The following is a 20,501-nucleotide window of genomic DNA, read 5'->3' as shown; positions in this document are numbered from 1 at the left end:
CTACCCCTTTCCACCACTATATGAAACGCCTGATCCTCCTTTTGCTAACCTTTCATACTTATGCATTTTCCCAGCCCCTTCCCGGAAAACCGGTCATTGATAGCAGTGCAATTGTAAACTGGCCTGCCCTGGGTGCAGAACTGGCCATCACCGGCAATGGAAAATACTTTGTTTATAGCATCAGTAACAAGCCGACAAATAGCAGCACACTCATAGTACAATCAACAAACGGCCCCTGGAAAAAGGAAATCCCCAACGCTGCGCAACCTTTCTTTTCCGGCAATAACAAACTGCTGGTTTACAACATAAAGGATACCCTCTGTTTTTTGCAGCTGGCCACAGGTAAAACGGAATATATACCTGGGATTAACACAGTTAAACATCCGGTTGCCGGCAATGCACAATGGCTGGCCTATTGTCGGAAAGACACCCTCACCCTGCACAATTTATTCACCGGCAAAAGGTCCCGTTTCAACAACGTAACAGATTATACATTTGATAAAAAAGGAAATGTTTTGCTGCTCCGCACAAAAGCAACCTTACAATGGCTGCGGTTGCCGGAAGGTATACCAGTAACCATCTGGTCAGCGCAGGATACATCCGCAGTTATAAAAAGTTATGCAGTAGACACCGCTGGTAGCCGCCTGGCATTTATAGCAGAGGAAAACGGGATCAATACGCTTTGGTATTACCGGTCCGGCATGAGTAAAGCTGTGATCAAAGCCAGCAATACCTCGCCCGGCATAGAAGCAGGCCTGACTATTGGCAACACATTTCTGACCATTAGTAAAAATGGCCGTTACCTGCTGTTTCAGCTGAAACCAACAACAACAAAGCCTGAGATAAAAGATGCTGTTAGCCTGGATATCTGGAGCTATCGCGATCCCGTATTACAATGTACACAGCTCAGTAACCCGGTCCCTCAAACATATATGGCCGCCATAAACACAGATAGCAGCCGCATTATACGCCTGGAGCAGGAAAATGAAAAGCTGCTCACCTGGGATATTACAGGCAATCATGCCGTATTGCAGTATGATACCATCGGCGATAGATTCTGGCTGAATGATCAGATGAGCTACCGCCTGCTCTCACTACAAACAGGCATCCGTAAGCCATTGCCGGTAACCGGTTATACGGAATTTTATCTTTCCCCCACAGGCAAATACCTGGTATATTATAATGCCCAAAAACAAAATAGCTATTATAGCTATAACCTTATTACAGACAGCATAACAAAAATCTCCGGCCAGGGCAACAGCTGGGCATACAAAAACGAATTCATAAAAAACGATTCCCCCTTCGTATCATTGGGCATTGCGGGCTGGCTGGAAAAAGATGCCGGTTTGCTGGTGTACGACAACTATGATATCTGGTTATTTGATGCAGCAGGCACCAGGCCTCCGTTAAACATTACCAACGCTTATGGCAGCGCTCATCACATTAAACTCCGGCTGGTAAATGAGCTGGATGAATTTTACCAGCTGGCCATCCATCCTGCAAATGAAATCAGCCTGCTCACGGCCTTTAACACAGCAAACAAATACAACGGTTTCTTTCGCAAAGCTTTAAACAGCAGCAGTGATCCGGAATTATTAACAATGGGTCCCTGGACTTTTTTTTATTACCTGGGCGACAAACAGGTACAGGCCGATCATGCTTATAGCTTTGGCATGCCTCCCCTGAAAGCAAAAAACGCCGGCGCCTGGATCATTAAACGGCAATCTGCAACCCAGGCGCCTAATTACCTGCTCACAAAGGATTTTAAGCATTACCGGCAGCTCACCAACCTGCAGCCGCAGAACAACTATAACTGGCTTACCGCCGAACTGCTAACCTGGCAGCAGCTGGATGGTACTACCAGCCAGGGAATTTTATACAAACCGGAAAACTTTGATCCCCATAAAAAATACCCGGTACTGTTTAATTATTATGAGCAAATGTCCGGCCGTCTGTACCAGTATCCTATTCCGGATTTCACCAGGAATAATATCAACATTCCCTGGTTTGTAAGCAGGGGTTACTTGGTATTTACCCCGGATATTTATTATACCAAAGGCCATCCGGGTCAAAGCACTTATAATACTCTGGTATCCGCAGCCCTGCATCTTGCTGAAATGCCCTTTGTAAATGCAAAGAGAATGGGCATTAATGGCCATAGCACCGCAGGTTTTGAAACTAACTACCTGGTTACGCATACCGGTATTTTTGCAGCAGCCATTGAAGGCGCAGGCACCAGCAACTGGATCAGCTCTGCACTCCAGCTCTCCGGGCCGCAGGGCACTGCACAGATCAGCCGCCTGGGTTTATATGAAAGTATCCTGGGAGCCAGCCTATGGGAACGCCCGGATCTGTACCTGGAGAATTCCCCTGTTTTGCAGGCAGATAAAGTAACCACCCCGCTGATAATTTTTCATAGTAAAATTGATACCGCAGTGCCCTGGGAACAGGCAGTTGAATTATTTATATCATTACGCCGCCTCAATAAACCGGTATGGATGTTACAATACGATAACAGTAACCATGGCGCCTGGGGCAATGATTGTATGGATTTCACCATCCGTATCACCCAGTTCCTGGACCACTACCTAAAAGGCGCTCCTCCACCCGTATGGATGACCCGGGGCATTCCCGCAAAGCTTAAAGGCATTGAAACAGGTTACCGGTTGGATACCAGAGGCAATTAAAAAATAAAGCCGGCATTACAAGCCGGCTTTAAAACAAGTGACAGGGAATAAGCTAAATTACTCCAGGGTAAGTTTGGCCGTACGGGTGCATTGAATTAAAGTACACCCCTGGCAATTAAAGGTCGTAGTATAGTAATAAGTAGTGTTACCTCCAACTTTGCCTGCCATACAATCGGTACAAAAGCCCGCTCCGCCGGCAATGGTCTTATAGCAAAAGAGATTGGCATAGCTGTTTTTGGCTTTTAAAGCTAATGCGCCGCCTACACTGGCAATAACAATAATGGCAGCAAGCATAATTTTGATCTTCTTCATAAAAACGGGTTTAATTAAATTAAAGGTTGGATGATAGGATTTTTGTGCTGATGGTGTAGGGAAAGTGCTGATGATTCTATAATACAGATTGGTAATAGCTCCTGGCATGTTTTAACATAAAAATGCAGTATCCTTTTGTGACGCTGCAATGGTGCTCCTACTCGTCTATAAGACGCGTACTAAATTTACAGGTAGCCAAACTACAAAGGTTGCAGTTATTTGTGGTCGTATAGTAATAGGCGCTTAGGCCACCGGCCTTGCCAACCAGACAGCCAGTACAGTTACCGGCTCCTAACGTGGTTGCTCTTATACAATACAAGGTGCTGTATCGCATGTTTGCTCTAAATGCCAGTGCTCCGCCAACAGTTGCCATAACCGTGATGGCAACAAGCATAATCTTAATTTTTCCCATAAAAAATAAGTTTAAATAAAAAGAGATCAAATCCAGGTCCAATAGGGCTAATGGTGTAGGCAAACAATGCTGGTGTTGTAACATTAAACAATTCCCAAAATTGCAGATTATTAAGCAGTACTTAGGTAGAAATTCAGACCAGTTCAGGTAGAAGAGCAGACTAGTATTCCGGGACAAACAAAAAATACCGGATATCCATTTTAAAACCTGTTAAAATAGTTTAGTTTTTAAATAGTAAAGTGGAGTGCTCCCCGCCAGGCGGGGGGTAAATTTACTTGTTGCAATAGGCTACCACACACATAGATCACGGCTTATCCAGTCCCCATCCGGTAGTACAAACAATGCCACTGCCAGTATTATAAATATGGAGTTTAATATCACAAGCATAAAAGGTATAAAAGGTCGTACCGCTTACGCCATCAGTCGCACCACTACTTCCTCATTGAAGTACTGCGTTGCCGGCAGGTCCGGGTTACGAACCTTAGCCGGCGTGATACGAACCACAACGTCCCATAGCCATCCACCGCCCGTCCGCTTGAACTGCCCAATAGCCATCCAAACAGGCGGCGTCAGTTCGTACCCGGACTTGCCCGCATGCTGTAACAGCTGAAAGCAAAAAGCATAAAGCTGAAGGCTTAAAACAAAACTTATAAAATACAAAACCAAATTCCAGTGTTCTCAATCCGCAAAATATTCGCCTTTTTAAACCTCCTCCTCCTTACAGCTGCGCTGCAAGCGCAAAACCTCAGCATAGTAATCTCCAAAAACGCTACCCCCATGGAAGATTACGCCGCCAAAGACCTGTCCCGTTACATCTACCAGCTTTCAGGCAATCTCCCGACCATCACTACCGGCGATCTTAAAACCACCGGCTTTATCCTCGGCCGCCCCGGCAATCCACTAATTGACCGCCTCATTTCAGAACAAAAGATAAAGCTCCCTGCCAGCCCGCAAAGCTACCTGCTCAAAAAGCTCAGAGAAAACGGCAAGGAAGTAATAGTAATAGCCGCCAATGAAGAAGTAGGAGTGCTCTACGGCGTATACGGCCTCCTGGAAGAACACCTCGGCGTAAGCTTCAGCTTCGATGGTGATGTACTCCCTGCAAAAAAATTAACCAATGTACTCCCGGATGTGAACGAAGAAAAAACACCCGCCGTGGAAGTACGCGGTTTCCTCCCCTGGACCAACTTCCCCCAATCCGCTACCTCCTATTCCTGGGAAGATTGGAAATTCATCCTGGACCAGATGGCCCGCATGCGCATGAACTTTCTGCATATTCATAACTACAATGGCGAAGCAGAACATAATGAAATGTTTCACAACTTTGAAGTGGATGGAAAAATGTCGCGCGTATGGATGGCCACCGCCCGTACCGGCCATGCCTGGGGCAGTTTTCCCGGCGGAGAAGTAAACAAATACCCCTTCGGTTCATCCGACCTGTTTGATGATTACGACTTCGGCGCCGACTGCGCCCTGCACAACGAAAAGCTGGATAACAAACAGGTATTCCGCAAAGGCGTCAACGAGTTTCAACGGGTGATTGAATACGCTCACCGCCGCGGCATCCGCATAGGCCTGGGCCTGGACATTGACCTCATCCCCGAAGCCTACGGCCTGCAACCCGATGATCCTAAAGTGATAGAAGCCCGCGTAAAACAGATCACTACTGATTATCCTAACCTGGATTATGTACTCTGCTTTCAGTCAGAAGGTATTGCAAAAGATAAAGCCAAATGGCAGAAATGGCGTATCATCTTTGATGGCTTTTACAATGGCTTAAAGAAAACCACGCCCAACACCCGTGTAGCCGTTTCAGGCTGGGGCCTGGAACCGGAGAACACCGCTACCCTGCCTAAAGACGTGATCTGCGCCCCCATCTCCTACTATTCAGATGGCTTTGAGAATGGCTCCATTTACGATCAGCGCGAGTACTGGGGCTGCCCCTGGCTGGAAAGAGATTTTAACAGCTCTGTATACTATTATCCCTATAACATGGACCTCTCTAATACCATTAAAGCATGGAAAGAGCGTGCCCCCAATATGAAAGGTTTTTACTCCCTCACCTGGCGCATTACCGATGCGGTGAAAGCCAAAATGTGGTACATGTCCAGGGCGCCCTGGGATGATAAGAACGAATTAAAGGATTCCAAAACCGTTTACGGTCGTTTTGCAGAGCAGCAGTATGGCAACGCTGCTGCTACTGCAATAACGTCTATTATTAATGAGAACGAGCCTTATGCCAGCAACTTCAGTGAATGCCGCCCCACGCCACCTTTTGAGGTAGGTGATGTGGAGAACAATGAAAGTTATTTGTTCAACGTACTCTCCTTCCGCCTCTCTGGAGATGGTACACAGGAGTTGTTCATGCCGGCAGCAAACTACACGCAGAATAACGTAGTACGCACCGTGTCCATTTCCTCCGATAGCAGCTGCGTAGCCTACATCCGCAAAGGCTCCTGGACAGCTTATAAGGAACAGGAATTTGATCCCAAATGGACGAAGTTCAAAGCACGCGTAGCCTCCATGGGCAGCGGCGGCCGCATAGAGATCCACCTGAACGCACCCGATGGTCCTAAGATTGGCGAAGCCCTGGTGCAGCCTACCGGCGATTGGGTAAATTGGACAGACGTACAAACTACTATCACACCCGCTCCTGGCAAGCATTCCATTTACCTGGTATACCGTGAGCCCGATGCTGCCCAGGCCTATAAAGCCGATGTAGCAATGGCGCAGGGAGAGCTAAGCAAAGCAAAAGAGCAGCTCTCCACCCTGGATAACGCTATCAATACAACAACTAATCCAGGGCAGCAATATCGCCTTAAACTCCTGCGCAGCCGCATTGGTGCAGAACAGGATCACATCCAGCTGAACCTGCACTTTAATGAGGCCAAATGGAACATTACACCCGTTGCAGCCTCCTGGGTACGCAACTTCAACAGCCGTGTAACAGATCTTTCCTCATTAGGCAATGTTGTAAGTATGCAAAACCGGTTTATCCAGAAAAATTACCTCCCTGAAATAAACAGGCGCCTGCTCAACAGCTACGGCGCACCGGCGCCCGAAAACCTGCAGGCAAAAGGTACCCATGATGGCGCCATCCTTACCTGGGAAATGAACCACTCCGGCTCCAGAGGATTTATAATATTCCGTAATGGAGAACGTATCACGGAAAACGTCTTACCCGCAGATGCCCGCCGCTATGAAGACAAAACCTCTGGTACCGCTAAATATGAAGTGATCAGTGTACGCTGGGATGATATAGGTTCTACACCTTCTGTAGCCGCCACCTGCGAGGCCGGCAGCGCTGATAAAACACCTCCGCAGATCGTAGTTATTTCACCCGCTACTACTGTATTAGCCGGCCAGCCCTTATGGGTCAAGGCCCGCTTGTTAGATAACCGCGGATACGACCTGCTGAAAGCAAACCTGTATTACCGCACCCCGGGCGAAAAAGACTGGCAGCAACTGCACATGACACGCCGCATAAAAGCTATTTTCACGGCCGTTATTCCGGCAGATAAGATTGGCGCAGAAGGCGTGGAATATTACATCTCAGCCACCGACGGAAGCAATCAATCCAGTTTTCCTGCAGATGCACCTGCACAGCCTTTATCTGCCCTGCAGGAAAAGCTTCCTGTCACTGCAACTGCTCTCACTGCACCAGCAGTTGAATCACAAAAACGATCCCTGAAATGGCAGCCGGTAGCTAACGCTTCCTACTACCACATCTATCGTTCCCAGGATAAAGATTTTACACCCTGCCCGGATAACTTTTTAACCTACATCGCCGCAGACGCAGCCCTCACCTTCACCGACAACGGCGAAGACTTTCTGGCTCAGCCTCTGCAAGGAGCCTGGTACTACCGCGTCACCGCCGTAGACCCTCACGGCTACGAAGGCCCGGCTTCCGCATCCATCACCCCCTACCAACCTTGAATCATCCACGTTAATCTATTCTTTATGGAAAGATCATCCCCCACTTGTATTGTCATTAAAATGAAGCGTCCTGTTGCTAGTCTACGGGACGCTTTTAAATTAAATTCTCCATATTCACATTTCCAAATATGCAAAACCTCAACCTCGCACTTCTAGTTTAGAATTCGTATTTATTACGTAACTAATGTACTTCGCACAAGTAACAGGGGAATAAGGTAAAATTTACAAAAACATTATAAATATGCATACATGAATTGGCGTGCTTTTTCATTTAAATAATAAACTAATCAATGAATAAGAAAGACAGAATAAAAGAAAAACCTAATTAAAACTAAATACGTAAATTGCCGTAAAATATTAGAAGCACAGTGAAATCAATAGTATTTTTCAATAACAAGGGGGGCGTAGGTAAGACGACTTTTACATTCCATCTTGGGTATGCATTAGAAAGAGCGGGTAATAAAGTTTTGTTTGTTGACCTTGACCCTCAATGTAATTTAACAGCACATATTTGTGACGAGGAAACAATAGATAAGGCTTGGTCTGAAAAAGGAGACAGCGTATATAAAGCCGTTGAACCTATAATAAAAGGGGCCGGTGATGTAAAACTCATCGAACCATATAAGGTTGAAAATAGAAACATATGGATTTTTATAGGCGATCTCCTTTTATCTGACTTTGAAGGAGAACTCTCTAATGCGTGGACACAAATTCTTGCAGGGCAGGAAAGAGGCTTTAGGGTAACCTCCGCCATTTACCGAATAATTCAAGAGTTTGCTTCAAAAAACGATATTGACTATATTTTAATTGATGTAGCACCGAATTTGGGCTCTCTTAATAGAGCAGTGTTATTGGGATGTGATAATTTCGTTATACCAATGATTCCAGATCTCTTTTCATTGAGAGGTTCACAGAACCTGGGGAGGGTTTTTGCTGACTGGATAAGAAATTATTATACTTCAAAACAAAGGATAGGTGTATCAAAATTACAGTTTGATACACCTAATGGTACTCCTAAATTTTCTGGTTATATATTACAACAGTTTAATGTTTATCGTTCAAGAAAAACAAAAGCATACGAACGATGGAGTAGTCAAATCCCTGACTATATCAATGAGTACGTAATTGGGCCATTAAATGCTACAGATTTAAAAATCCTTGATTTGGTATTAACAATACCTGACTACAAAGTGGCTGACTTTAAAAACTACCATGGACTGGTTCCTATGGCGCAAACATCGTTAAAACCAATATTCGAGTTAACGTCTCGTGATGGTGTAATTGGGGACCATACTCGCTATGTTAATGATTGCCGCCGTGAATTTGAACAAATTGCAAATAATATACAATCTATAATAAAATAACGTATTACATCAACAAATTACGCTGTATACTTTTCAATTTCAATGTTTATTGTACTTCCTTATTTCCTTTTTCATGGCGTAGTTTACACTAAGGATTGCAAATGTCATTTATCACCTTGCATCGAAGAAAAAAGAAGAAAATTCTCAAATGAAGCTAAAGTCCGTCCAAAACCATAGGCTTTTTTATTTACATAAAATCTATAAATCATTTGAGTAAGCAAAATGTAGGGGCTTTATTAAAATTGTCTCCACTTCGGAAATTATATATCGTCTTAAATAACTAATAATTCAATAGTACCTTACTATCACTCCTTCCGGTAGCAACACCTGGTAATCCGCTAAATGTTTCCTCAGCCCCGCCGTTTCTTCCGGCCTTACCGCAAAAAAAGAAATACTATCATCCGCACAAATCACATTGGAACTCAAACTCCACGATCCCACTTTATTCCACTTACTCCACACACCCTGCGGAATATACCGCTCAAATATCACTGCAATGCGTACACTATCTTTTTGCGTGAGCTGCTCAATATATTCCGGGGAATAATACCCGTTCTTAATACTCCGCGTAATCTCATAGCTTCCCAGGCCCCAGAGGTCCAGGTTACCACCCCTGGTAAAATAAGAGGCAGCGCCAATATCATTAAAGGCAACAGGTGTGTTATAATAATACTTACCTAAAAAAAGCCCCATCTGGTATTGCTGCTGGTAAATATTCACACTGGCCGGGTGCACCAGTGTAAGCGCATCCCTGCTCCTTAAAAGAATAGGAATAACCAGTATAACACCCACAAAGATCAGCAGCCATTTCGCCTGTTCAAACAGCAACGATAATGCCTGCTTCCCATAACGGAATAGCAATACACCGCTTACAATAGCCCCATTAGCTATCAGGTAAGCTTCATACCGGGGAAACCGCGTTCTGCCGGTCAGCAGCAGATAGCATAAGGTAGCAAGGGTTAACAGTATCACCATATACCGGTATTTAACAGCCGGTATGGCCGGGCGGCAAAAAAGGTAGGTCAATGGTAATATCAGTAATAAACGTTGGGTAGCTGCTGTACCATAGAAACCGGTTGATATAGAAAGCTTATTATACAGGTCATCAAAAAAGAAATTGATCATACCATCTATAGTCAGCGGCGGCGCACCGGATTTCAGCAGCACAGAATTAGGAATAGCATAACTGCCATGATACTTTGCGTAAGCCCCGAAAATAACAATAGGCAGTACAGAAACCACTACCACCTTCAAAGCAGTCAGTATCCGGGCTTCAAAGAACGTGATCAATCCGGCAATCCCTATCAGCACAGCACCCTCATACCGGGTAGCGGTTAACAAAAACCCATATACATACAGCTGCCAGGTAAAACCACGTTTCTCGGTTTCCACCTCCGCAGCAAGTTCCTCGGCAAACTTTGTTACAAAAAGAAAGCAGAATAGTATTTGTAACATATGCTCCATGCCGCACATCACAATGGCAGTTAGCGGCGTTACCAGTATTACCACGAGTAATATGCTCAGCTGCGCAACAGGTCCCAGTTCCTGCTGCAGCAGCCATTTATGCAGCGCTGCCAGGAACACCAAACCTGCCAGCAGGTTAATTATAAACGGGATAATAATATGCGCGCCAAATATTTTGATAGTTCCGGCCAGCAATAATGGGTAAAGGATAGAAGAAGCAGCAGAAGTAAATCCCTGTGGTGAGATGCCCCATACATGATAAAAGGCAATGTTCCTTGCAATAGCCAAGTGAATATAAACATCATCCAGCGGGTAAGAGAATACGCCGTTGGTATTTTGCATAATGGCGTATTCCATAACAAATATAAGAAGTAAGAACGTGGCCAGCGTTATCCATAGGGCATGTTTGCTGCTCATATCGCAGGGGTTTGTTTAAAAATAACGCCCCGCTATGCGATGCCCATGCAGTTACAAAATTATGATCTTATCTATCGCTATATTACCATAAACAGTTTGCACCTTAGCCTTTCCCCCTTTATACACCACATTTCCAAACCCCGTTGCAGTAGATAAAAAGCTGGTAAAGTCCCCCACTCTTGAATCTATGTAAAGTATCTTATCCACCGCATCATAACGCACCCCTGTTAATGCCTGCAGCAGTGCGTAGCTGGATAATGCCCGCGCATACCAGTGCCCGCATTCATATTCGTCAAATGGATTACGTACCCGGCCGTCATAACGGCTCCGGCAGGTACGCACAATATCCAGTCCCTCCTTTACCTTACCCATCATGATCAGATGGCTGGCTACTTCATACTCAATCCCCGTCCATACTTCATTGGAATACACAAAAGGTAAGGCCAGCTTATCTCCTTTAGGCCAGGTACAAAGCAGTAGCCCACCTTCCTCACCCATGGCAAAAGTGGGGCGTTGCGGGTTCGAGAAATCTGTAAGGTCTTTTTTCAGGTTATACTTATACACCGCCTGCAAATGGCTCCGGATCTTCGTTGTATCAAAAGGTGCTGGTAAACCGCACACACTGGCCAGCCAGGCGCCTATCACCCCATCACTCAGGCACCCGCCCCCATATTGGTATTTAGGGCCTTCCTTTTCTAATAGTTGTTCCGCTTCAGGTGAATATCTTTCACTTTCTTCACTGCTTCCCTGTGCGGCAATCACCGGGTTAGGCGCCTGTAAACCCTCCCATTGCACCCGCTGAATAAAATATTCCCCGTTATAAAGCTGTGTTTCCAGGTAGGTTCTTCCGCTTTGCAACAATGGCTGGTACGTACTTACATCCTCCCCTAAAAAAGTGCTCATCCGTATCATAGCTTCCAGCGCGCCCAGGTAAATACTGGTACACATACCATCCGGCCCCCAGAACTCTATATCATAGGTATTGTGATGCGGTTCTTCCAGTATCCCCTTGTGTTTAGGATCCCAGGTACTGATGCAGTAATCCAGGCTGCGTTTCAGTTTAGGATACAAACCCTGCAGCCACTTATGGTCCGCGCTGATGCGCCAGTCACGATACACACGCATAATGCTGCCCAGCTGCCCGTCAGCAGCCGGAAAATAATACTGGTGCCCTGCAGGCCGTATCGGCAGCGATGCGCGGTAGTTCTGATGCCCCGCAGAATCCATGCTTTCATTATACTCGGTGTTCCGGATAGTACGCTCCATAGCCGGGAACAGATGCGGCAAGGCCTGTGCATAATTCCACACATGCGTACAGGTGCCGGTACAGCTGCCCGTTTCATCATTACAGCCTTCCCATGCCCAGAAACGTCCATCATATTGTCTTAACACCGTAGGCGATTTTAAAATGGTAAGGTTGGCCGCAATAGCCTCCAGCACTTCAGCAGGTAATGTGCTTTTATAAAACGCATCTGTAAACAACTGCGTATGTTTCCGTAAACTATCGTAATGCTCCTGCCAGTAATCAGCCACAGCAAACACATCCCCGAACCGGCTGCTGTACCAGGGTTTATGATAGATGGACGGCAAATCTGCCGATGCATCACGCACCGTACTGTCAGCAGCCTTTTTTACCGGCAGTCCATAACGTAAACGGCTATTGGGCACATACCAGGCCATCATTACACGGATGGTCCTCTCCTGACCAGGAGCAAGTTTGAACGGTACAAACACAGATGCTCCCGGCGCATCCTTCCCCACAGGCGCCACTGGCTTTACCTGGCCGGCTTCAATATTATTCCATGCTATGGAAAGAGGATCCCACCAGCCGCCCCGGAACCAGCAATGATCAATAACCGTTTCCGCTGCATCCGTAAAAATGGCAAAGCTGCCTTTATGAAAAGGCGTTTTAGGAGTGCTGTCCTGCGTAAGTACAAACCCGTTCTTAACAGGCAGTATATGATTGGGGCCAATAGTACTGTCATACATTCCCGGCCTTTGAGGAATGGCCATAAAATTGCGGGCATTATAGGAAAACACATACTCCTGCACCTTACTGCTGGTATTTTTAAACCGGTATTCCAGCGCACCAACCGGCAGGCTGGAATTATCCTCATCCGTAGGAATAAAAGGGCTCCACCCGGTGATTTGTACTTCCAGCAGCAGCGTTTTGTCCTGCAACGTAACTTCTCCAAAAGGGAACCTTGCAAGAAAGCTGGCCTCCCTGAACCTGGCCAGTCCGTATGTACTGCCTTCCGCCCCCCGGGCTGCATTTCTCTGCCCGAATTTCTTCCACCCGGGCACAGGACCTTCCAGCACCCTGGCGCTGTTAGGAACACCTTTCAGCGCAATAGCTGCAAACATAGCAGGCTCGTTATACATATCGGGATTATTCCGCACAGACATATGAGATACTGCCCCCGTTCCCTCCAGGCAAAACATGCCAGCTCCCATGCCGCCAATAGGAAAGGCCACCTGTTGCAGGTTATCTCCCTTATACACTTCATTGAAACGGTGGTTAACTGACTGTGCTTGTAGCGTGAAAAGTCCTGTTATCCAGGTTAGAACAATTAACAGGAGAGATTTAATGTACATGACAGGAACGTATTATTGTAAGATCCGGTAACCGGTTTGCTCCGGGTAAAGACATCGTAGTAAGAAATGTATAATGCCGCCATTACCCGTTGTTAGCGCTGCCGCTGGCAAAGTATTCTCATTGGCAATCCAGTAACAGTATCCTCCCTCCGTAAAATGACGCGAATGCAGCAGGATGTTGGCAATCCAGTTAGCCCGCAGCTTCCATTCATTGGTTTTAAAAACCCGGAATGCTTCAAGATATAGTTCACCAAGTCCGGCCAGTCCTCCGCTTTGCGTATAGTTATCATTCAGAATAAGTTTGGGATAACTGCTCAACGCGTATTCAGCTGCCTTTTTAAACCGGGGCATTTTAAATACTTCATAAGCCTTTATAAAAGTTAAAATGCACCCGCTCACTTCATCTACAGTTTTTTTATCATATTGTACTACTCCCGTAAAACGTTTTTTCCTGCACAGGTCCCGCAGATCGTTGGTTTGCCTGCTGATCCAGTGCAGGGATCTCAGTGCAGCCTGCGCCGCTTTATCATCCCCGTATTTTTCAACATAATCTAATAAGAACCAGGTAATCCCAGTAGTGCCGGCCGCAAAACTGATATCAGGTTGCCAGTACCCCTCCTTTTGCTGTAACATCACAATAAAACGGACCTTGTTTTTAAGCAGCTGGGCAAACGTACCTTTATCAAGATAGTTGCAGCATAGGTTCAGCGCTATCCCCTGCCCTGCTGCTCCACTGTTCATATCTGGCGATGTGCTGCTCAGGTCCAGGGCCCGCAGAATATAATCCCGGTTTTCATGGGTATCAGGTATCAGCCCGCCCTTTATGCCCTCTGAAAATGCCAGCGCTACACCCGCCGCACCTTTCCACAACCCGGGATCATTACAAGAAGCGCCTTCCTTTACAGATGCAAGCGCACTGTAGTAAGGCGTTATGGACCCTGTTACATCAATATTGTTTTTCCTGAGCCTGGCCAGCAAGTAAAGTACCCCGGCAATACCATCACTCAATCCCAGGCTGTTGGCATTGGCCTGCTCGCACTGTAATGCATACAGCGAACTCACTACTCCCTTCGAAGCCCTGTCTAATACTGCACTCAGCTGGTCCCGGTATTCATTGGTACATTGAAAAGAATAGATCGTATAACCGGAGCGCTCCATTTCCGCCTGGTAATTTTCTATGACCGCACTTATGGCTTCCAGGGAAGGCCGCCGTGCAGGCACATCATCCAAGCATTGTACAATAAGATCTGCAATAGGTTTGCTGCCTGTTAAAAAACAGAGGTCCTGGGCAAGATGGATGGTATAATGATGGGTAAATTTCGCAGGATCTAAGCCGGTAAATAAGGTTATCATCAGAGCGCCTAATCCATAAACATCTTCTTTTTCAGTAGGAGTCAGCAGCGCATACTGCTCCGGCGGTATAAACCCGGGCATACCGCCCCCAAAAGGAGGGTCCGGCCTTTTGCTCACGTTAGGCCAGGCCATACCCGCATTAATAAAATACACCCGTTTACGCCGGTCAATAAAAATATTACTGGTACAAATACTGCGATGTATATACCCTTTTCTGTGAAACCGCCCGGTAATGGAAATTATATTGAGTAAAATATGGATCAGGTCTTTTTTAACAGCCGGGTTTAATTCATACCAGCTTTCATTACGGAAGTTTACTTTTTGCAGATAGGCGGCCAGAGAAATGCCTTTAATACATTCAAGCACAAGATAACAGCAGCCTTCCTCATAAAAATAATCCACACATTTAGGCATATATTCCTGCGCCGCATACACCTTATGTACATGCGCCTGCCATTTTAAACGGGATGAAACAACCTTTTCCGCTTTCACAATACATTGCCTGGGCCGCAGGAACCGGTCCCTGTAAACACCTTTAAACACATCCTTTTTTACAATGGATCTGAGATGGTATCGCTTATTAAGTAGTTTTTTGAACGTCTCCATAACAGCACATATTCTTTCCCGTTGCTAAACGCTACGCTTTTCAAAATACCGCAGTTCATCAATCAGCAACAATGTAAACGTTAAACAAATGAACATGGGAAATACCTGGTAACGGATCACAATAATGTTGGCAAATATGCTGAAACCAAGGTTCAGCAGTACAAAAACACCTATAAGAATAGCACACTGCCTGAAACGGGGGTCCGCGTTCCTGAAATACTTTGGCTGCACAAAATGGAAATATCCAATGAAGATGCATAGGTTCAGAATGCAGAATAAAGTAGGATACAAAAACAACAGTATGCCCTGGAATTGCTTGGGCAGGGCAACCGGCAGTTTCGGGCTCTCCAGGTGAAACCATTCCTGCACAATGGGCACCGTTTCATCAAAGCCCAGGTTATAGACTTCCAGTTTTTCCAGCGGAGGAAAAAAGTAATTCATGGTATTCACTCCCATATAATACCTGGCAAAAGCAACAGGATGTTGCTTTACCAGCGACAACCCAAATTCCTTGAACACAGGCGATACTTTCCCCCAGGCAACCACGCTTTCATAACCCGTTGTGGGCTGGTAGTGCCGCGACATATACTGTTTCAATGGCGCATTGGGCTGGCGTATAAAATAATTGGCCACATAAGCAGGCAGGTTACGTTCATACGGAGGCGTTTCCTTAAAGAACTGTATGGCTATCCGGTTAAGCTCCCGTACTTCAGGAGAAGTCATTTTTGTACTGTCCGCATTAATATGCTCATACATATACAGTGCATTATTGCCCCACTGCCATCCCCCCAGAATAGGCGGAAATTGCGCCGTGCCAGTCATCTTTTCAGAAGCATTCAGGCAATAAAATATAAAAGGAATAATAAGCAGGGGGCCTATTACAATGCCCAATACTTTCCTCCAGGTTGCCTGCCGGGAAAACAAAAAGGCAATAGCAGTTATTAGCGGGTAAAACAGCGCATTATACCTGAAAGTAAATGCAATAAAGAATAAAATAGCCTGGAAAAAGATCTGGTATAGCTGCGGCTTATGCATGATCCACATCAGCTGGCTCACCCAGACTAAACTCAATGAAATGAATATTGCATCGCTCGTTACATAGTTCGCAATATAAAATTGCAGAGGATTAAAGAACAGGAATAAAATAAGTATGATGCGCGTGTACTTCCGGGTAGTATAAAAATAGGTAATCGTATAATAAAAGTACAGGGAGGAAGCTACCAGGCAAAAATACTGAAAGGTTATTAAGGCAAGATGAGAATACGTAATCCAGTGAAAAACCGCAAGGAACTTGGAATAGCCAATAGGCCATATATTAACGTCCAGCCCCGCCTGCGCAGCAAAAATATAACTCCAGCTATCAGAAAAAAAATCAGGGAAGGGATAGCATATTTTGAAGATAATAAACTCCACCGTTGTACAGGCAAGCAAGGTTAAAAGTAAAGTTCTGTTCCGCTTCTGCCGGAAAACAAAATCTGCAAAAGCATTAGTAGCCGTTCCGCCGGTGCGGATATTTACAGGGAGGGCGCCTGTTATATAATTTTGTGTATTCATAGAGTGGGCCGGGTTTGAGCATGAGGGAAGATGCTTAATAAAATTTGTAAGTCCTTATAAAGATCGCCCGAATAACTTAGGGCTCTGTTGTACCAACAGGCCATTGTCAGTAGACAATCAGGTCAATTTATGCATCTCCTCCACTACCACCAACTCCAAAAAATCCCTATATTACCTCCTCACTTTTCAAACCCAACGGAACAAATGCCACGTAATCGCACTCATCTCTGTCTGTTATTAAGCAGTATCTTATTCCAATGTAGTCTCGCTTGTGCGCAATCGCCTACCCTGCAAACCCGCTGGGCAAAAGATGTTCACGCCACGGCCATTCCCCTGCCTGAATATCCCCGCCCGCAGTTGGTGCGCAATGTATGGTTGAACCTGAACGGTCCCTGGCAGTATGCCATTGCGCCCATGTCGCAGCAAACGCCGCCCGCATCTTATGCAGGCAACATCCTGGTGCCCTACCCGGTAGAGTCGCAGCTTTCCGGCGTTACCAAAACCGTAGGCAAAGACCAGGTACTCTGGTATAAAAGAACCTTCAGCCTCCCTGCCAGCTATAAGAACAAAAACCTGTTATTACATTTCGGCGCTGCCGACTGGCAGGCAGACGTTTTTGTGAACGGCCAGCTTGCCGGCACACATAAAGGCGGCTATGATCCCTTTTCTTTTAACATCACTTCCCTGTTAAAGAAAAGCGGTTCCCAGGAAATTGTAGTACGCATATGGGACCCGACAGATGATGGTCCCCAGCCCCGTGGCAAACAGGTGAAAAAGCCCTCCGGTATCTGGTACACACCCGTTACCGGCATCTGGCAAACCGTGTGGATAGAGCCCGTAGCACCCGCCTACATTGCCTCCCTGAAACCCACGCCGGATATCGACAAACAATCCTTACAGCTCAGCGTAAACGCACCCAGCCTGCAACCTGGCGATGTTATAAAAGTAACCGCCCTGGATGGTACACAACAGGTAGCAGAACAAACCATTAATAACGGTACCGCCACTACGTTAAATATACCGCAGCCCAAACTCTGGTCGCCGGAACATCCCTTCCTGTATAACCTGCAGGTAGCCATTGTGCGAAAAGGCAAAGTGATAGACGAAGTAAAAAGCTATTTCGCCATGCGCAAAATCTCCATGGCGCCGGACGAGAAAGGCATTCAGCGTATGCTGCTCAACAACAAATTCGTATTCCAGTTCGGCCCCTTAGACCAGGGCTGGTGGCCCGATGGTTTATACACCGCACCTACCGATGCCGCGCTCTTGTACGATCTTACTCAAACCAAAGCCATGGGCTTTAACATGATCCGCAAGCACGTAAAGGTAGAACCGGCCCGCTGGTACCGTTATGCAGATTCATTAGGCATCCTGGTTTGGCAGGATATGCCCAGTGGTGACCTTGGCAACCATTGGGAGAACCGCCCCGGCGTGTTAGGCCGCGCCACAGACCAGAAGAGGGACGACATCTCAGAGAACATTTACCGCACAGAATGGAAAGCCATCATGGATGCCCTGCATCCTTTCTCCTGCATCGTGGTATGGGTACCCTTTAACGAAGCCTGGGGCCAGTTCAAAACAGAAGAGATCACTAAATGGACCATGCAGCAGGATCCCTCCCGCCTGGTGAACAGCGCCAGCGGCGGCAACTTTTATCCGGTAGGCCACATCATAGACCTGCACAGCTACCCTGATCCCGCCATGCCCCGCCCGGATCTTTTCGGCAAACAACAGGCACTGGTGTTAGGAGAATTTGGCGGACTGGGATTACCCCTGCCCGGCCATACCTGGCAGCAAAAAGATAACTGGGGTTACCAGAGCTTCAAGAATGCAGACGATCTGTTTGAGGTATACAAACGTTTTTGTGAAAGATTGAAAACACTCATCCCGGAAGGACTTTCAGCCGCTGTATATACCCAAACCACCGATGTGGAAATGGAAGTGAATGGCCTCATGACCTATGACCGCGAAGTAACAAAGGTGCCTGCAGAAAAGCTGAAAGCAATACAGGAGCCGCTTACGAAAGAATAAAACATTTATAGCATAAACCTCAGTGCAATGATTCACTTACCAGTACAGGTGCATCATCTGCCCTGAGGTTTACAGTTTTCGGTTCATCTGCATTAGCCGCATCAATGAAATATTCTATCATGACCAGGGAAAATGCACCGCTCATGATCATTGGAAATAACTGGTACCTCAACATGATAGGCCCAGCCATGATACTAAAGATCCCATTGGCAAACCATAATATAAAAGCCCCCAACAATATTTTAGACAAATACCCGCCACTCTTAAAACCATTGATCACAAAAAAAATAATACAGCCTGTTAAAAAACAAAGATTGGATAAAGCTATTATAAGCGTATAAGGCGCCGAGATCCCGCCCAGGGATTCCGCCTCCGGTACATAAAAAGTTATGAGATTAGGTAAAAGATAATACTTAACATAAAGGCCGGGGTATTTACGCATAGCATAAGCGCCATAACTCCCGTATAACGGCGCCATAGCAGACCATTGCCACACCCTCACCTGCCGCAACGAATCCATATGATGGATAACAGCATGCAGCGGCCTTAAACGGGAAGGTATTTTTGTCGCTGGTTCCGGCGTTGTGTACCCATACGTATACAGTGCATTACCGGGCCCCGGTGCAAAGAACTGCTGCGTACCTGTTTCCCGCTGGTACGTTTTAACCGTATGTACAATGTACCCTCCTATAAAAACGAATATCAGCAGGTTAGCAGCCAGTTTAAACAGGGTATAGGATCTTGAAATTGCAATCATAACCATACTTATCACCGGGTAATACAATGCATTATAACTTAGCGTAAATACCAGCAATAACAGCAGGGCATGTATTACTAACAGCGGCAATCTGGCCCCTTTCATGATCCATAACAACTGCGTAGCCCAGCAAATACTTAAAGCAGTGAACAGGGCATCACTGGAAATTAAATTACTCACATGCAGCAGCAGCGGGTCTACAACTCCTATAAAAAACAACAGGCAGGTAATAATTTTCCCGGGCCTTAGGAAATAGGTAAGTGTAAAAATGAAGTACAGAATGCATAGCTGCAGCACCAGGTATTGGAAAAGCACCAACGCAGTAGCTGAATGGGTAAACAGGCTGCCCAGCCGCAAAAACTTGGCGTATCCCACAGACCATATACTGACATCCTTATTAGCAGCGGCCATTTCAAGGTAAACATAGGATTCCGGCAGAAAATCAGGATTAGGAAAAAGGGATTTAAATACAATGAACTGTATGAGCATAAGGCCGGCAGACAGCAACAGGTATAACCTGTTTTCCCTGACATACCACACCCATTGTCCAAAGGTTAACTCCGGAGTATGTTCAGCCCTTAAAACGCCTATGGTGCCGGATTGCCGCATACAGTAAATGATTAAACCCACCATGGCAATGTGCCGTGATAACAATGCTTCAGCAGGTGTATGTCCTAAAAAACTAGTTCCGCCTGAAAAGGCGGAACCTAATATAATCCTCAAAATAACAGACACATCCGGGCAAGCACCCGGTGTGACCGGTAAGTTTAAGCTTCGTTGTCAGTATAAAGTTCCTACTAAAAACTCAATCCATTGGTAGACTTTTAGACCAATTTTCCATTCAAACCAGACAATCTTCCATCATTTTCAGACCCTACTGCAATATCCCCACAGTACGCTGAACACTGAACGCAAAACACTGAACGCTCCCCCCAAACTGCCAACTGCTAACTGCCAACTGCCAACTATATTGAAATTTCCCATTTTTCCCCTATCTTCACTGGATTTCTATC

Annotated in this window: 10 protein-coding genes; 4 read left to right on the top strand and 6 right to left on the bottom strand. The window is 46.0% G+C overall.

Translation table 11 applies throughout. The features are described 5' to 3' along the window. Positions 1-20 precede the first annotated feature (20 nt). On the top strand, positions 21-2,687 hold the full coding sequence (locus BMZ54_RS10735) for an alpha/beta hydrolase family protein (RefSeq protein WP_089910440.1): 2,667 nt from the start codon (positions 21-23) through the stop codon (positions 2,685-2,687). A gap of 57 nt (positions 2,688-2,744) precedes the next feature. Here the strand turns inward: BMZ54_RS10735 and BMZ54_RS10730 are convergent, their stop codons facing one another. After that, positions 2,745-3,107 carry a hypothetical protein gene (locus BMZ54_RS10730; RefSeq protein ID WP_089910437.1) on the bottom strand — a complete coding sequence of 121 codons (363 nt, stop codon included), beginning with the start codon at positions 3,105-3,107 and terminating at the stop codon, positions 2,745-2,747. Between the two features lie 976 nt (positions 3,108-4,083). Between BMZ54_RS10730 and BMZ54_RS10715 the strand changes: the two genes are divergently transcribed. Together BMZ54_RS10715 and BMZ54_RS10710 are read left to right on the top strand one after the other, a co-directional pair. After that, complete coding sequence (locus BMZ54_RS10715) at positions 4,084-7,347, top strand: carbohydrate-binding protein (protein ID WP_089910430.1); 3,264 nt, start codon at positions 4,084-4,086, stop codon at positions 7,345-7,347. A gap of 368 nt (positions 7,348-7,715) precedes the next feature. Next, positions 7,716-8,711 (top strand): ParA family protein, encoded by a 996-nt coding sequence (locus BMZ54_RS10710; protein WP_089910427.1) that lies wholly within the window; start codon positions 7,716-7,718, stop codon positions 8,709-8,711. 288 nt (positions 8,712-8,999) lie between these two features. Here BMZ54_RS10710 and BMZ54_RS10705 read toward each other — a convergent pair whose 3' ends face one another. From BMZ54_RS10705 to BMZ54_RS10690, 4 genes are read right to left on the bottom strand one after another with little or no spacing between them, the layout of a single operon-like run. After that, complete coding sequence (locus tag BMZ54_RS10705; protein WP_089910423.1) at positions 9,000-10,592, bottom strand: hypothetical protein; 1,593 nt, start codon at positions 10,590-10,592, stop codon at positions 9,000-9,002. 51 nt (positions 10,593-10,643) lie between these two features. Continuing rightward, positions 10,644-13,187 (bottom strand): GH116 family glycosyl hydrolase, encoded by a 2,544-nt coding sequence (locus BMZ54_RS10700; protein WP_089910420.1) that lies wholly within the window; start codon positions 13,185-13,187, stop codon positions 10,644-10,646. A 12-nt stretch (positions 13,188-13,199) separates the two neighbouring features. Further along, complete coding sequence (locus BMZ54_RS10695; protein WP_089910417.1) at positions 13,200-15,146, bottom strand: lanthionine synthetase LanC family protein; 1,947 nt, start codon at positions 15,144-15,146, stop codon at positions 13,200-13,202. Positions 15,147-15,170: 24 nt separating this feature from the next. After that, positions 15,171-16,700, bottom strand: coding sequence for a hypothetical protein (locus tag BMZ54_RS10690; protein ID WP_089910415.1), 1,530 nt, complete (start codon positions 16,698-16,700; stop codon positions 15,171-15,173). A 204-nt stretch (positions 16,701-16,904) separates the two neighbouring features. Here BMZ54_RS10690 and BMZ54_RS10685 point away from each other — a divergent pair, with 204 nt between their 5' ends. Beyond that, the gene (locus BMZ54_RS10685; protein WP_089910412.1) at positions 16,905-18,731 is read left to right on the top strand and encodes a glycoside hydrolase family 2 protein; all 1,827 of its coding nucleotides are present in this window, start codon (positions 16,905-16,907) and stop codon (positions 18,729-18,731) included. 19 nt (positions 18,732-18,750) lie between these two features. Here BMZ54_RS10685 and BMZ54_RS10680 read toward each other — a convergent pair whose 3' ends face one another. Continuing rightward, complete coding sequence (locus BMZ54_RS10680) at positions 18,751-20,097, bottom strand: hypothetical protein (RefSeq protein WP_089910408.1); 1,347 nt, start codon at positions 20,095-20,097, stop codon at positions 18,751-18,753. Positions 20,098-20,501: the final 404 nt, after the last annotated feature.

This window comes from Chitinophaga rupis (assembly GCF_900109685.1).
Taxonomy (GTDB): Bacteria; Bacteroidota; Bacteroidia; order Chitinophagales; family Chitinophagaceae; genus Chitinophaga; species Chitinophaga rupis.
This window is presented reverse-complemented; position numbering and strand designations above follow the sequence as displayed.